The 14,175-nt window shown below is 67.8% G+C and carries 15 protein-coding genes and 1 riboswitch; of the genes, 7 read left to right on the top strand and 8 right to left on the bottom strand.

Annotation, left to right across the window (positions count from 1 at the left end; genetic code table 11):
- Positions 1 to 63 precede the first annotated feature (63 nt).
- Positions 64 to 552 carry a bacterioferritin gene (gene bfr / locus HLH29_RS10610; protein ID WP_182966559.1) on the bottom strand — a complete coding sequence of 163 codons (489 nt, stop codon included), beginning with the start codon at positions 550 to 552 and terminating at the stop codon, positions 64 to 66.
- Between the two features lie 178 nt (positions 553 to 730).
- On the opposite strand from bfr, the gene HLH29_RS10605 reads away from it, so the two are divergent.
- Positions 731 to 1,045, top strand: coding sequence for an antibiotic biosynthesis monooxygenase family protein (locus tag HLH29_RS10605; RefSeq protein ID WP_182966557.1), 315 nt, complete (start codon positions 731 to 733; stop codon positions 1,043 to 1,045).
- A gap of 262 nt (positions 1,046 to 1,307) precedes the next feature.
- Here HLH29_RS10605 and HLH29_RS10600 read toward each other — a convergent pair whose 3' ends face one another.
- On the bottom strand, positions 1,308 to 2,192 hold the full coding sequence (locus HLH29_RS10600) for an ion channel (RefSeq protein WP_246374118.1): 885 nt from the start codon (positions 2,190 to 2,192) through the stop codon (positions 1,308 to 1,310).
- Positions 2,193 to 2,379: 187 nt separating this feature from the next.
- Between HLH29_RS10600 and HLH29_RS20050 the strand changes: the two genes are divergently transcribed.
- Positions 2,380 to 2,829, top strand: coding sequence for a DUF1330 domain-containing protein (locus HLH29_RS20050; RefSeq protein WP_408871964.1), 450 nt, complete (start codon positions 2,380 to 2,382; stop codon positions 2,827 to 2,829).
- 58 nt (positions 2,830 to 2,887) lie between these two features.
- On the opposite strand, the gene HLH29_RS10590 is transcribed toward HLH29_RS20050, so the two are convergent.
- The 3 genes from HLH29_RS10590 to HLH29_RS10580 all read right to left on the bottom strand — a co-directional run bounded on the left by HLH29_RS10590 (position 2,888) and on the right by HLH29_RS10580 (position 4,681).
- Positions 2,888 to 3,097, bottom strand: a complete 210-nt coding sequence (locus tag HLH29_RS10590; RefSeq protein WP_182966553.1) for a hypothetical protein — start codon at positions 3,095 to 3,097, stop codon at positions 2,888 to 2,890.
- 153 nt (positions 3,098 to 3,250) lie between these two features.
- Complete coding sequence (locus tag HLH29_RS10585; RefSeq protein WP_220791470.1) at positions 3,251 to 4,201, bottom strand: CHAD domain-containing protein; 951 nt, start codon at positions 4,199 to 4,201, stop codon at positions 3,251 to 3,253.
- Between the two features lie 15 nt (positions 4,202 to 4,216).
- Positions 4,217 to 4,681: an Lrp/AsnC family transcriptional regulator gene (locus HLH29_RS10580; protein ID WP_246374116.1), complete on the bottom strand. Its 465-nt coding sequence runs from the start codon at positions 4,679 to 4,681 to the stop codon at positions 4,217 to 4,219.
- A gap of 165 nt (positions 4,682 to 4,846) precedes the next feature.
- Between HLH29_RS10580 and alr the strand changes: the two genes are divergently transcribed.
- The 4 genes from alr to HLH29_RS10560 all read left to right on the top strand — a co-directional run bounded on the left by alr (position 4,847) and on the right by HLH29_RS10560 (position 9,240).
- The gene (gene alr / locus HLH29_RS10575) at positions 4,847 to 6,004 is read left to right on the top strand and encodes an alanine racemase (RefSeq protein ID WP_182966551.1); all 1,158 of its coding nucleotides are present in this window, start codon (positions 4,847 to 4,849) and stop codon (positions 6,002 to 6,004) included.
- A gap of 19 nt (positions 6,005 to 6,023) precedes the next feature.
- On the top strand, positions 6,024 to 7,280 hold the full coding sequence (locus HLH29_RS10570; RefSeq protein ID WP_182966549.1) for a D-amino acid dehydrogenase: 1,257 nt from the start codon (positions 6,024 to 6,026) through the stop codon (positions 7,278 to 7,280).
- Positions 7,281 to 7,394: 114 nt separating this feature from the next.
- Positions 7,395 to 7,499: riboswitch (SAM-I-IV-variant riboswitch) on the top strand.
- A 56-nt stretch (positions 7,500 to 7,555) separates the two neighbouring features.
- Positions 7,556 to 8,599, top strand: coding sequence for a threonine aldolase family protein (locus HLH29_RS10565; protein ID WP_182966547.1), 1,044 nt, complete (start codon positions 7,556 to 7,558; stop codon positions 8,597 to 8,599).
- A gap of 14 nt (positions 8,600 to 8,613) precedes the next feature.
- Positions 8,614 to 9,240 carry a LysE family translocator gene (locus HLH29_RS10560; RefSeq protein ID WP_182966545.1) on the top strand — a complete coding sequence of 209 codons (627 nt, stop codon included), beginning with the start codon at positions 8,614 to 8,616 and terminating at the stop codon, positions 9,238 to 9,240.
- A gap of 155 nt (positions 9,241 to 9,395) precedes the next feature.
- Here the strand turns inward: HLH29_RS10560 and HLH29_RS10555 are convergent, their stop codons facing one another.
- Complete coding sequence (locus tag HLH29_RS10555) at positions 9,396 to 10,277, bottom strand: PhzF family phenazine biosynthesis protein (RefSeq protein ID WP_408871963.1); 882 nt, start codon at positions 10,275 to 10,277, stop codon at positions 9,396 to 9,398.
- A 12-nt stretch (positions 10,278 to 10,289) separates the two neighbouring features.
- Complete coding sequence (locus HLH29_RS10550; protein WP_182966543.1) at positions 10,290 to 10,721, bottom strand: UrcA family protein; 432 nt, start codon at positions 10,719 to 10,721, stop codon at positions 10,290 to 10,292.
- Positions 10,722 to 10,915: 194 nt separating this feature from the next.
- On the opposite strand from HLH29_RS10550, the gene HLH29_RS10545 reads away from it, so the two are divergent.
- Positions 10,916 to 12,334, top strand: coding sequence for an aminotransferase-like domain-containing protein (locus HLH29_RS10545; RefSeq protein WP_220791469.1), 1,419 nt, complete (start codon positions 10,916 to 10,918; stop codon positions 12,332 to 12,334).
- A gap of 11 nt (positions 12,335 to 12,345) precedes the next feature.
- Here HLH29_RS10545 and HLH29_RS10540 read toward each other — a convergent pair whose 3' ends face one another.
- Positions 12,346 to 14,175 carry an ABC transporter ATP-binding protein/permease gene (locus HLH29_RS10540; protein ID WP_182966540.1) on the bottom strand — a complete coding sequence of 610 codons (1,830 nt, stop codon included), beginning with the start codon at positions 14,173 to 14,175 and terminating at the stop codon, positions 12,346 to 12,348.

Below are 14,175 nucleotides of genomic sequence, written 5' to 3'. Positions count from 1 at the left end.
CGCTCGGAACCTGATTGGAAACGCGCGCCGGATCGCCACCAGCGCGCATTGACCGACAGGGTCTCAGTCCTGCTCGGGGGCCGGGGCCGAGTTCAGCTGAATGTAGCGCTCGATCCCGACCAGCTTGATCAGGTCGAACTGACGATCGAGGAAATCCTCATGCTCTTCCTCGTTATCGAGGATCTTCAGAAGAAGATCGCGCGACACGTAATCCCGCACGCTCTCGCAATAGGCGATGCCCTCACGCAGGTCGTCGAGCGCCTTTTCCTCGAGCTTGAGGTCGCATTCCAGGATCTCCTGGACGTTCTGGCCGACCAGAATGGTGTTCAGCCGCTGCACGTTGGGCAGGCCGCCGAGATAGAGAATGCGCTCGATCAGCCAGTCGGCATGGCGCATCTCTTCGATTGATTCTTCGTATTCCTTCTTCCCCAGCAGGGTGACACCCCAATGGCGCAGCGTGCGGGCATGCAGGAAATACTGGTTGATCGCCGTCAGCTCATTGGTGAGCTGCGTGTTCAGATGCTCGATAACCTTGGGGTCCTTGATGGCCATGAGCCGCCTCCGCTTGGTGGTTGGAACGCTTCGATCATCGACCTACACCCTGCCGCGCCCCGATTGCAAACATAAAAACACATATATATCAGCATGATAATAGATGTGATTATCACTCACACCCCGTCGAGTGCCGCAGGAGCGCCCGATAGACCATGACCGAAGGAAAGAGCGTATCATGTATATCGCCATGAACCGCTTCCGTGTCGCCCCCGAATGCGAGGACGCCTTCCTGCGCCGCTGGCTGGACCGGGAAGTCCTGCTCAAGACAGTCCCCGGGTTCGTCTCGTTCCAGTTCCTCAAGGGGCCCCGGCGCGAGGACCATATACTCTATGCCTCCCACACCGTCTGGGATTCCTGCGACGCCTTCATCGCCTGGACGCAGTCCGAACAGTTCCGCCAGGCCCATGCCTCGGCCGGCGAGGGCAAGAAATTGACGATCGGCCCACCCGTCTTCGAAGGCTTCGACGTTCTACAGAACGTCGAAGCCTGATCCCTGCGCCGGTCAGGCCGACAGCAGCCGCCGCACGTTGCCGGCCCGATGCCTTTTTTCCGGCGGACGGAACTGATGCACGATCCTGCCGAGGCGGCTTCCTCTTTCGCCCCCAAGGCGATGGCATCCAGATGCCTCCCGATGCTCCGTCCGGCTGGCCAGATTGTCGGCCCGCCAGTTCATTCAGGCCGCACATTATTTCCGGACGGGACGATACTGCCCGTTGCGCATCCGGTGCAGCCCGCGCCATTTCGGCATCGGATCACTCCCCCTCGGTCGCATGGAAGCGCGTGTAATCGACCGTGATCCGCCCGTCGGCCGACGTGTCGATAATATCGACGAAACGATGATTGTACAGCACCCGGTCGAACCCATAGGCCGTGCGGGCGAAGACGCTCTGCCCCGAGACCTCATCGGTTCCGCTCACGGTCGCGACGATTTCCGCCTCTTCCTTGCGCAATTCCTCGGCCGTCAGGCCGTTCAGCGGGCTGTGCGCGTCGATGACATGCATCAGCGAGAACGCAAAGCGCAGCACCGGAATATGGGATTGGACCAGCACCAACGGATCGAACTGCCGGGCCAGCCGCCCGTTCGGCTGGACGATCAGGCGCGAGAGAAACAGTTCCGCATCGATCGACAGGATCGGGCTCAGGCGCTGGTTCGCGACGCGCACGCTCAGGTGCGACGCCTCGCTGTCCTTGCGGATCAGCGCGCTGTTGCTGAACATGACCCTGGCCCTCGGCCGGGCGAAACGGGCGAAGACCAGGCCGGTGGCCACCGCATTCAGGATCATGCCCCCCAGCAGCTCGCACGACGCGATCACATGCGCCGCCGGGCCCACCGGGGCCATCACGCCGTAGCCGACGGTGGAGAAGGTCTGGATGCTGAAGAAGAAATAATCCCAGAACACACCGGGCCGGGTGCCGGCGATCTGCCGCGGTACCATCATGTACAGCAGCGCGAAGGTGGCGTTGACCACGACATAGCCGGCCAGGGCATACCAGAAGAAACGGCTCCAGCGGATCGTCAGCGCATGATGATAGAAATCGGACCACGCCCTGTCGGCATGGCCCACGCGCACGATATTGTCATGCCCCCGCTCTTCCAGCGCATGATGACTGCGCAGGCGCGACAGAACGTGCGGCATATGGGCCGCCAGGGGCCTTTTTCCCGCGCCCTCCCGCTGACTCGACGGCTCCGAAGCCCTGCCCATATCCGCAAACCCTTCCGCAATAGCTGATTGCGGACAGAATGGCGCGAAAACGGCACGCCGCGTATGGCACGGATTGCGCGGGTCTCATGCGCTCCACGCCATTCCCCCGTCTGAAGCCGGCGTGAAGCCTGCATGCCTGATCGATTCTTTTCACCATGCGGCGATCATTCGTCCGGGCTGCGCCCGTTCTCGCACGGCCTTCCCTTTCCACCACAATGGCGTGACGGCGCTGGCCGGAACCCGGCAGCCATGGCACCATCGCCCATCCACAGGAGAACAGGCCATGACCGCCTATATCGTCTTCACACGGGAATCCACCAGCGACCAGGCGGAACTCGACGCCTATTCGCAGACAGTCGCCCCCACCTTCGAGGGGCACCCTCTCAAGGTGCTGGCCGCCTACGGCGCCCAGGAGGTGCTGGAAGGGACCGCCCCGGAAGGGGTCGTGATCCTCGAATTCCCGACCGTCGAGGCCGCACGCGCCTGGTACGACAGCCCAGCCTACCAGACGGTCGTACAGCACCGCTGGAAAGGCGCGTCATACCGCGTCGTCATCGTCCAGGGCGTCTAGAAAACCGCTTTGAAACACCGCTGCCGGCAGTCCTGACGCATAGCGAGAAGTCAGGCTGTCAGGCGGCGGCGAGGGCCGCCACGACCCGCTGCCGGCGAAACAGGCCGGCCGCGAGCGTCCGCGCATCCTGGAGAGATGCCATGATCTGCCCATTCAGCGGACGCAGCCATTCATGAATGGCACGGAATACGCGCGTTCCATCGTGGCGGGAGTGGATGACGACCCCGACGAACACACCGTCGATCTCGACGACCTCGGATTTGATCATGACATGGCTCTCCTTCCCGTGGCGGCCTGTCGGCAGAAACGCAGGTTCATGACCACGATACCGGGCCGGACTCAACGACGGCACGATGAAGACTTCATGACAGTCCGATGAAGGCCCCCGCCCCCGAGCCCGCGCGCATGTCCAGACGGGCCCTCACGCCCAGAAAACGGGGACCCGGCGAAACTTGCGCCATTGCCTGTGCGCCCCATCGCGGGTGGCATCCTGGCGGCAGCAGAGAAATCCCGAGACGGCGCCCAGGACATGGCGCATCTCGCCGCCGGCCTCTCCGTCGAACCGCTCCAGCAGCCTCCCCGTGGTCAGCACGTCACTATCCATGCCCAGGGTGGCCTGCGCCGCCGCCAGGCGCCGCAGAAAGGCCCCTCCCTTCTGCCCCGGCGCATGCAGCGTCACGAAGAATTCCGACGCATAACGCAGCTTTTTCAGCGTCAGGCGCACGCCGTGGCGTTCCGGCGGCGTCAGCCGCGTGAAACCCCGCCCCGTGCGCCGTGCCTTGCGATACAGCCGCGCCAGATGGCGGGCGGCGAAATCGGCCGCCGGCTCCTCCAGCGCCTTCAGCCCCGTCGGCGACCGGGCCTCGTCCCACAACGCCCCTTCGGCCAGGCGGTCCATCAGGTGCAGGATCCATTCTGCATCCTCGCCACCCAGCACCTGCCGAACCCGCTCATAGGCCGCGTCGCGCATGGGGTTGGCCAGCGGCAGCAGCAGCCCGGCCACATTGATCCCCGCCCGCCCCAGCGGGCTGAGACCCGGCAGCGTTTCCAGCATGAAGACATCCCAGTCCCGCGCTTCTCCGACCGTGCGCGCCAGCATGCGTGCCCGCGCCGCCGCGTCGTCCAGCGTCGCACTGGGATAATCCCGCCGCAGCAGACCCGTCAGCGCGCGGAAGCGGCGCAGGGCCACACGCACCTGATGCACGCCCTCGACATTCCGCCCATCCATCGCCACGGGTCGGTTGGCCTCCAGATGGTCGCGCAGGACGCGGGCGATCCGCACCACCGCCCGGCGCACGGTATCGTCGCGCTCCAGTTCGACCGGCATGGCACGGTGACTGTCCGGAATGATGGTCTGGGCCCGATCAGCCATGCGCCAACCCCTCCCCTATCGCCACACCACGGGGCGGATGGCGAAATTGCTCTGGATCTGTGCCACGCCCGGCAGGCGCGAGAGTTCCTCGTTATGGATGCGCTCGTAATCCGCCGCATCGCGTACCGCGACATGCAGCAGGTAATCGGCATCTCCGGTCATCAGGTAACATTGGCGCACATCGGGGCAGGTCCGCACCCGGGCCTCGAACCGCCGCAGGCATTCCTCGGTCTGGCGTTCCAGCGTGATCCGCACGATCACGATCGTCGTCCCCTCGCGCCCCCGTTCGTCGATGATGGCGCGATAGCCGCGGATCACCCCGGCCTGTTCCAGTTGCCGCACCCGCCGCAGGCAGGCCGAAGGAGAAAGCCCGACCCGCTGCGCCAGATCGGCATTGGTCATGCGTCCGTCCTGGCTCAGATGGCGCAGAATCGCCTCGGTCGCCCGGTCCATTTTCTGTTTCGAATCAGAATCTATCATACTTCGGCAACCATCCCGGCAGATCATGCCATTCTGGCGCACAGAATTGCACATTCCGCACTCGCGAGACAGATCGTGCGAGCATTCGGCAGGAAATATCAGCCCAACCCGTCCTAAGCTGCTTCAGCACACCCCATGCCCTGATCGGTCGAGGCCGCACCGCCCATGCCCCACTCCACCTCCGCCCCCCGCCTGTCCGATGCCGGCTGGCCCCGTGCCCGGGCGGGCGCGACCCTGACGATCGACCTCGACGCCATTCGCGCCAATTACCGCACCGTGCGCGACCTGGCGGCCGGCGCGGAATGCGCGGCGGTGGTCAAGGCCGACGCCTACGGGCTGGGCGCGGCGCGGGTCGCTCCCGCGCTGGAACAGGCCGGCGCACGAACCTTCTTCGTCGCGCATGTGGACGAGGGCATCGCCCTGCGCCCGCATATCGCGCCCACCAGCCGGATCTTCGTCCTGCACGGCCCGCTGGCCGGGGCCGAGACCGATTGCGTGCGGCATGACCTGATCCCGGTGCTGAACAGCGTCGAGCAGATTCGGGACTGGCGCACCCTGGCGCGCGGGCTCGGCCGCACCCTGCCGGCGGCGGTGCAGCTCGATACCGGCATGTCGCGCTTCGGCCTGTCGGAACAGGATCTCGCCGACATCGATGCCGACCCCGACGGCTGGCGCGGCATCGATCGCCGCCTGGTCATGAGCCATCTCGCGTGCGCCGACGATCTGTCCGACCCGGCCAGCGCCCGGCAGCGCGACCGCCTGCTGGCGATGCGCGCGCGCCTGCCGGCCGCACCGCTCAGCCTGTCCGCGTCCTCGGGCATCTTCCTGGGACGCGATTTCCATTTCGACCTCGTTCGCCCCGGTGCCGCGCTCTACGGCGTGGCACCCAATGACAGCGCGCCCAACCCGATGCGCCCGGTGGTGCGCCTGCAGGCGCGGATTCTCCAGACCCGCACTGTCGGCCCCAGGGACGGCGTGGGCTACGGCCTCACCTACCGCCCGACCAGCGCGCGCCGGATCGCGACCATCGCCGCCGGCTATGCCGACGGCTTCATGCGCCACGCCGCGCGTGACGGCCGCGCCTGGCTGGGCACGCAGCCCCTGCCGATCGTCGGCCGCATCTCGATGGATTCCATGGCCGTCGACATCACCGACGCGCCCGAACCCCTCACCGCCCCCGGCGCCATGCTGGACCTGCTGGGGCCACAACACGGCGTCGATGACGTGGCGCGCGGCGCCGGCACCATCGGCTACGAAATCCTGACCTCCCTGGGCCATCGCTACCACCGCGCCTATGTCGCGGACGGCGCGGTCCTCACCTGAGCGGACCTGATACCCAATCATGAAAATCATCATTCTCGGCGGCGGCGTGGTCGGCGTGACCTCGGCCTGGTACCTCGCGCAGGCCGGACACACGGTCACGGTCATCGACCGGCAGCCGGCGGCGGGGCTGGAAACCAGCTTCGCCAATGCCGGCCAGGTCTCGCCCGGCTATTCCTCCCCCTGGGCCGGGCCGGGCGTGCCGCTGAAGGCGGTGCGCTGGCTGCTGATGGCCTATCGCCCGTTCGTCTTCCGTCCGATGGCCGACCCGCACCAGTGGCGCTGGCTGATGCAGATGCTGGCCAATTGCACGACCGCCGCCTACGACCGCAACAAGGGGCGCATGGTCCGGCTGGCGGAATACAGCCGCGACGTCATGGGCGACCTGCGCGCCAGCACCGGCATCGCCTATGACGACCGCCAGCAGGGCACGTTGCAGGTCTTCCGCAAGCAGAAGCAACTGGACCATATCGGCGACGACCTGCGCGTGCTGGACCAGTACAAGGTGCCTTACGAGGTGCTGGACGCCGCGGGCTGCGTGCGGGCCGAACCCGGACTGGCGGCGGCAAAGGACAAGCTCGTCGGCGGCCTGCGCCTGCCGGGCGACGAGACCGGCGACGCCCACATCTTCACCCAGCGCCTGGCGGCGATGGCGGCCGAACGGGGCGTGACCTTCCTGTACGACACCACCGTCCGCAGCCTGCAGCGCGAGGGCGGCCGCATCACCGGCATCGACACCAGCCGGGGCCGAATGAATGCGGATGCCTATGTGCTGGCACTGGGCAGTTTCTCGCCCGCCATGGTGCGCGCCCTGGGGCTCGACCTGCCGATCTATCCGGTGAAAGGCTATTCGATCACCGCGCCCATCATCAACGCAGCGCGCGCCCCGGTCTCCACCGTGATGGACGAGACCTACAAGATCGGCATCACCCGGCTGGGCGAGCGCATCCGCGTCGGCGGCACCGCCGAACTGGCGGGCTTCAGCACCAAGCTTCGCGCCCCGCGCCGGGCCACGCTGGAACATTCGCTGACCGACCTGTTCGCCGGTGCCGGCGACGTGCCCGCCGCCACCTTCTGGACCGGGCTGCGCCCCATGACGCCCGACGGCACGCCGATCATCGGCCCCACCGACATCGACAATCTGTACCTCAACACCGGCCACGGGACGCTGGGATGGACCATGGCCTGCGGGTCGGGCCGGGTGCTGGCCGACATCGTCTCGGGCCGCAAGCCCGACATCGCGCATGAGGATCTGGCCCTGAGCCGCTATCGCGCCTGATCCACGCCGCGCCCGGCCCGGCCGACCGGGCGCCCCCGCCCCATCCGGTCAAAACGCACCCCCGCCATGCGCGGGCGTCTCGCTTGCCGCCATCCGAACGCTGCGATATGGTCCGCGCCGCATCCAGAGCCGGGACCTCCCGGCACCAACCTGCATCCGAGCAAGGTGGCGTTCCCGTTCCGGGAAGATGTGGCCGATCCGGCAAAAAACGGACCGCTACCTCATGTCATCGATCCTCGTGGTGCCTGTAGCAAGCGAGGAAGGCAGCGATTACGATGCCCCAGACACAGCAATTCGCCAGCGACAATTATGCCGGCATCTGTCCCGAAGCCCTGCGGGCGATGGAAGAGGCCAATCGCGGCTCCGCCCCCGCCTATGGCGACGATCCGTGGACGCTGCGCGCCGCCGACGCCTTCCGCCGGACATTCGCGACCGATTGCGAACTGTTCTTCGTCTTCAACGGCACGGCGGCCAATTCGCTGGCGCTGGCATCGCTGTGCCAGTCGTACGAAAGCATCATCGCCGCCGATATCGCCCATGTCGAAACCGACGAATGCGGAGCGCCGGAATTCTTCTCGAACGGCGCCAAGATCCTGGTCGGCCGCACCACCAACGGCAAGCTGACGCCGGAGACCATCCGCGCCTTCGTGCTGGGCCGTACCGACATCCATTTCCCGCGCCCCAAGGCCGTCACCATCACCCAGCCGACCGAGACCGGACAGGTCTACAGCCTGGACGAAATCCGCGCGATTTCCGCCACCTGCCGCGAACTGGGGCTGCGGCTGCACATGGACGGCGCGCGCTTCGCCAACGCGATCGAAACCCTGGGCTGCTCGCCGGCCGAGATGACCTGGCAGGCCGGCGTCGACGTGATGAGCTTCGGCGGCACCAAGAACGGCATGGCGATCGGCGAGGCCGTGATCTTCTTCGACCGCAAACTGGCCGAAGGATTCGACTATCGCTGCAAGCAGGCCGGACAACTGGCCTCCAAGATGCGCTTCCTGTCCGCCCCCTGGGCCGTGATGTTCGAAACCGGCGCGTGGCGCACCCATGCCGCCCATGCCAATGCCTGTGCCCGCCACTTCGTGGAGCAGGTCGAGGGGCTGCCGGAGATTGAGATCATGTTCCCGGTCGAAGCCAACGGCGTGTTCCTGAAACTGCCGCCGGCCCTGATCGACGGGCTGCACGCGCGCGGCTGGCGGTTCTACACCTTCATCGGCGGCAGCGCCCGCTTCATGTTCGCGTGGGATTCCGAAATCGCCCGCATCGACGCGCTGGCAGCCGACCTGCGCGCGCTCGCCACCGCCGACGCGGCATAGGACCAGGCCCCGACATGACGCTGCAATCGTGGCTTCTCTACCTGAACGCCGTGTTCCTGCTGTCGGCCATTCCGGGGCCGAACATGACGCATATCATGACCGCCAGCATCCGCTACGGGGTGCGGCGGACCATTCCCGACATGGCGGGCTGCCTGCTGTCGCTGGTCGCGCTGATGGCGGCCTCGGCCCTGGGGCTCAGCGCCGTCCTGGCCGCGTCGCCGCTTCTGTTCACCATCCTGAAATTCGCCGGTGCCTTCTACCTGATTCAGCTTGGCGTGCGCGGCTGGCTGTCACATGCGCCCGCCGCACAGGCGGAAGGCGCCGTCATGCCGCCGCTGGCGTGGCATACCTCGCTGCGCACATCGTTCCTGGTCGGGGCCAGCAACCCCAAGGCCATCATCTTCGCGGCATCCTTCCTGCCGCAATTCGTCAATCCCGCCGCCCCGCAGGCCCCGCAATATGCGTTGCTGGTCGCCACCTCGGCGGTGGTCGAGATCCTGTGGTACATAGTCTATGCCGGCAGCGGCGCCCGGCTGGCGGCGGTGCTGTCCCGCGCCACCTGGCGCCGGCGCATGCAGCGGACCAGCGGCGCCCTGTTCATCCTCTTCGGCTGCGTGCTGCTGCTGCACGAGCCGAAATAAGATAAGAGGCGGTTTCAAAAGCCCCGCTGGCGGCAGTCTGGCGGGCGCCACGCTTCCACTCACCATCGAAGCTTTTGAAACAGCCTCTCTACGGGACCATCCGCAAAGCCACCCGGCAGGGTGACTTTGCAAAATCGTCTTTCACAGGAACATGGTTACAGCACAACCTGCCCGCTGATCCGGGTCGCGGTCTCGCCGCCGATCCAGATCCCGGCCTCGTCCCGCGCCACCCGGACCCGCCCCTTGCGCCCCAGCACGGCTCCCTGGCTGGCGATATAGGCATGCGGCGCCAGACCGGCGCCGATCAGCCACTTGGCCAGTCCCGCATTCAGACTGCCGGTCACCGGGTCCTCGAAGACTGCCCCGCCACCCGTGAAAGCCCGGACCTCGAACTGCGCCGCATCCCCATCGCGCACCGCGTCCCACGGCGCGACCAGCCCAATGCGCCAATCGCCCAAGGCTTGCGTATCAGGCCGAAGCGCCAGCAGTTCCGCCCGGTCACGCAGCATCAGGGCCAGCCAACCGGGACCGTTATCGACCCAGTTCGCGGCCACTACCCGGTCCTTGGACAGTCCCAGAATCCGGGTGACGGCCTCCAGGTCCGACGCATCGACCGGCCCCGCGCGACGCAGCGGCGGGGCGGCGAAGGCCAATCCATCGCCATCGCGCCGCACCGTCACCAGTCCCGCGCCGCATTCCTGCACCACGTCCCGCCCCTGCGGCACGCCACCCATGGCCAGCCAGACATGGCACGATCCCAGCGTGGGATGCCCGGCGAACGACAGCTCCTCTTCCGGCGTGAAGATCCGCACCCGGTAGTCGGCGCCGGGAACCGTGGGCTTCAGCAGGAACGTCGTCTCGCTGAGATTCATCCAGTTCGCAAAGGCCGCCATCTGCGCATCATCCAGCCCATCCGCTCCCGCGACAACGGCCAGCGGATTGCCCTTCAGCGGCGCGGCCGCGAAGACATCGACCTGATGAAAGGCGTATGTCGTCATCTTACGTTTCTCCACATCATCCCGCTCGTTCATGCTCATGCGCCGGCTCCATCAGGCCGGCGGCGTATCGTGCAACGCGGCGTTCAGCACCGGCGCCCCGATCCGCGCCACAGCCTGCGCCAGAGCCTGTTGCCGGCAATCCGACCGCGCGATGGCGGCACGCAGTGCGTCCAGGCTGGCCCGATCGTCGCCGCACGCCACCAGCGCGGCATGATCCAGCCGCGCCAGCAGCCCACGCGCATGCGCCGCGTCGCGCAGGTCGGCGGCGTCGTAGGCCACCCGCACCGCATCCGTTTTGTCCGCCGGCACGTCCTGGCCGTTTGCCGGCCCATGCACCGCCAGCAGCAGGATCAGGCCGAGAGCGATGACCAGCCCAATCCCCGCCCCCTCGACATGATTCCAGATCCCGTTCGACCCGGACAGCCGGAACGGCCGGGCCCGCTTCCGGGCCGCCCCCGTCGCCTTTCCCATGATGACCATCATCAATCATCCTCTTTTCAGCACGAAGAGTCCGTCCGCGCCGAGGCATCCTTTCCCCCGGCATGCGGGACAATTCCAGAAATTGTACTATTACAATTCGACTTTTCTCTTCGTTTCTGTAGTTTTATTCTAGGACATTCGACGGTCAATCGTTATATTGTTATATATCAATCAGACCCATTCCCATGGCAGGCCGCATGACCCCTCAATGGCGCCCCGACATTCCGCCCCCGCCCGGCCCGCTCTACCACCGGCTGGTCGACGCGATGGAGCGGGACATCGCATCGGGGTTTCTACCCGCGGGCAGCCGCCTGCCGCCCCAGCGTGACCTCGCCTACACACTGGGGCTCAGCGTCGGCACGGTGACCAAGGCCTATGCCGAGGCCGAGCGGCGCGGCCTTCTGCTGGCCCATGTCGGCCGCGGCTCCTTCATCCGGGGCGCGAGTCCGGACATCGCGATCGCGACCAGCTTCGATCCCGCGCCATCCGCCCCCGTCTCGCAGGCGGCCACCATCGACCTGCGCTGCAACGTCCCACCGCGTGTCGGATTGTCCCGGACGCTGGAACGCGCGGTGGCGGACCTGGCGGCCACCGGGCAGTTGGAGCCGGCCGTACAGTACATCCAGGGCACCGGCCTGCGTTCGGTGCGCGAGGCCGGCGCGGCGTGGCTGGCGCGCCGCCACGGGCTGGCATGCGATCCGGCCGACCTGATCCAGTGCAATGGCGGGCAGCACGCGATCGCGCTGGTGCTCTCCTCGCTCTGCCGGCCGGGCGACACGGTGCTGTGCGAGGCCGCGACCTTCTACGGCGCGCGCACGGCCGCCGAACATCTGGGCCTGACATTGCGCGGCGTGGCGATGGACGAAGAGGGGCTGATCCCCGCCGCGCTGGAGCGCGCCGCCGCCGAGACCCGCGCGCGGGTGCTGTTCACGGTGCCGACCCTGCAAAACCCGACGACCCGGACCATGAGCCTGTCCCGCCGGCAGGACATCGCGCGGATCGCCCGCCAGCACGACCTGACGATCTTCGAGGACGATGCCTATTACACCTATGCCGATCCGGCCGACCGTCCGCCGCCGATCGCGACCATCGCGCCCGAGCGCACGCTCTATCTCGCCAGCATTTCCAAGGGGATCTGTCCGGGCTTCCGCCTGGGCTTCGTGACCCTGCCGCCCAATGTGGCGCGCGAGCGGATCATGCGCGGCATCCGCGCGCTGGGCTATTGCCCGCCCGCGCTCGGCGGCCTGGTCTTCGCCCGCTGGGTGGCGGACGGCACCGCCGATGCCGTGGCCGACGCGGTGCAGGCCGAAACCGCCGCGCGGCTGGCCATGGCCCGCCGGATCCTGGGACAGGCCATGGACATGCCGGGCGCGATACGCTCGCCCCATGTCTGGGTGCCGCTCTCCCCGCTGGCCGCCCAGCGCACCCTCAACCACGCCCTGCGCGCAGGCGTGGAACTCACGCCGCCCGAAGCCTGCGCCGTATCGCGCGAGGCCGATTCCGGCCTCCGGATCTGCCTCGGCGCCCCGGAAGACCATTCGGGCCTGGAACGGGCGCTCCATATCGTACGCGACGGCATACACGACCCCACGAGCGGCGACGCCGGCATCATCTGAGGGACAGGTCCTTACGCCACCGGCCAGACCTGGAGGCAGGCCGGGTCGATATCCACCCGGCACGCTCCCTCCGCCATGCAGGATGGATCGGCCAGGATCTCCAGTTCGGCATCGCCCAGGAGCAGCCGCATCGGGCGCTGGCCGTCCTGTATCGGCCCGCGCCACAGGATACGCGCCGGATAGGCCCCCTCCTCCGCCGGCCGGATCTGATAGGGCCGCGCCGACCAGCGCACGCGCGCGCCCGGCGGCGGCAGGTTCGCCCGCTCGCCATCCGGGTGCCGAACCTGCAATGCCACGCCCTGCCCGACATAGATCCGTCCGTCCGGCCGCACCACACCGTCGCCAATCGCCTCCGCCCCCAGCAGGCGGGCAGCCAGTTCGCTGCCCGGCCGGGCGAACACGGCGGCGGCCGGCCCGGCGCGGATGACGCGCCCGCCATCCAGCAGCACGATGTCCTCGGCCATTGCCAGTGCTTCGGCCGGGTCATGCGTCACCAGCACCGTCAGCACCTTCATGCCCCGCAGCACGGCCAGCACCTCTCGCCGCAACCGCGCGCGCAACGGCGCATCCAGCGCGGAAAACGGTTCGTCCAGCAGCACCAGATCCACATTGCGCCGCGCGAACGCACGGGCCAGCGCCACACGCTGACGCTGGCCGGGCGAAAGCGCGTCCGGATAACGCCCCGCCAGATCCTCCAGCCCCAGCGCCGCCATCCACGCCGCCGCCCGGTCGGGCACGCAATCCACCGCGAACCTGACCTGTCGCGCGACCGTCAGATGCGGCGGCAGCGCATAACCCTGCGGCACATAGGCGACGGCGCGCTGCTCCGGCGGCAGCGGCGACAGATCGCGGCCATCCAGCAGAACCTGCGTCCCCGCCTTCTCCTCCAACCCGGCAATCGCCCGCAGGGTCATCGATTTTCCCGATCCGGACGGCCCGAGGATGGCGATGCGCCGCGCCCGGCTGTCCAGACGCACATCGAGGGTAAAGCCCGGCAGGGCGCGGCGGAGCGCAAGCACCAGGTGACGCGGCGGAGCTTCGGCCATCCACCGATCAACCAGGGGCGGCAGCGGGCCTGTCCGGGGCACGGCACCACGGGCGACGGGCCGCGTCAGCCAGTGCCCCACCGCCATCGCCAGCGCGGCCAGCACCAGGGTCGGCGCCAGCACCGGCAGCATGGACGGCAACCCGGCCTCGCCGAACGCGACATAGGTGAAGACCGGCAGAGAATAAGGATGATAGGCCAGCATGACCGTCGCGCCGAACTCGCCGAAGGCCCGCAGCCACGCCAGGACCAGCCCGGCCAGGATCGGCCGCCACGCCAATGGCAGGCTCACACGCCGGAAGATGGCGCCCGGCCGGTGCCCCAGCGTCGCCGCCACATCCTCCAGCGCCGGATCGATCGCCGCGAAGGCCGAGCGCGCGGCGATGATCAGGAAGGGCGAGGCCACGAACATCTCCGCCGCGACGATGCCGGCGAAATGCTCGCTCAAACCCAGCGCGCCCAGCGGCCCGCCATAGCCCAGCAGGAACAGCAGCAGCACCCCGCCGGCCAGGGGCGGCAGGGCAAGCGGCAACTGCACCACCCCGCCCAGCCACGCCGTCCACCAGCCCCGTCCGCGCGCCAGCACATAACCCAGCGGAATGCCGAACAGCCCGATCAGCAGGGTCGCCAGGCTGGCACTGGCCACGGACACACCGGCGGCACGGGCCAGGGCCGCGCGATCCACCCCCGACCAGTCCGCATCGCCCAACCGCAGCAGGCCCGCGAGAAACGGCGCCAGCAGCCACAGGCCGAGGAGACAGGCCAGAACCCTTACGGCACCAGGCATCCGCCGCAT

It is taken from the genome of Gluconacetobacter tumulicola, assembly GCF_014174215.1.
Lineage (GTDB): Bacteria > Pseudomonadota > Alphaproteobacteria > Acetobacterales > Acetobacteraceae > Gluconacetobacter > Gluconacetobacter tumulicola.
Note: the sequence above shows the minus strand (reverse complement) of the source record. Positions and strands in the feature narration are given on the sequence as shown.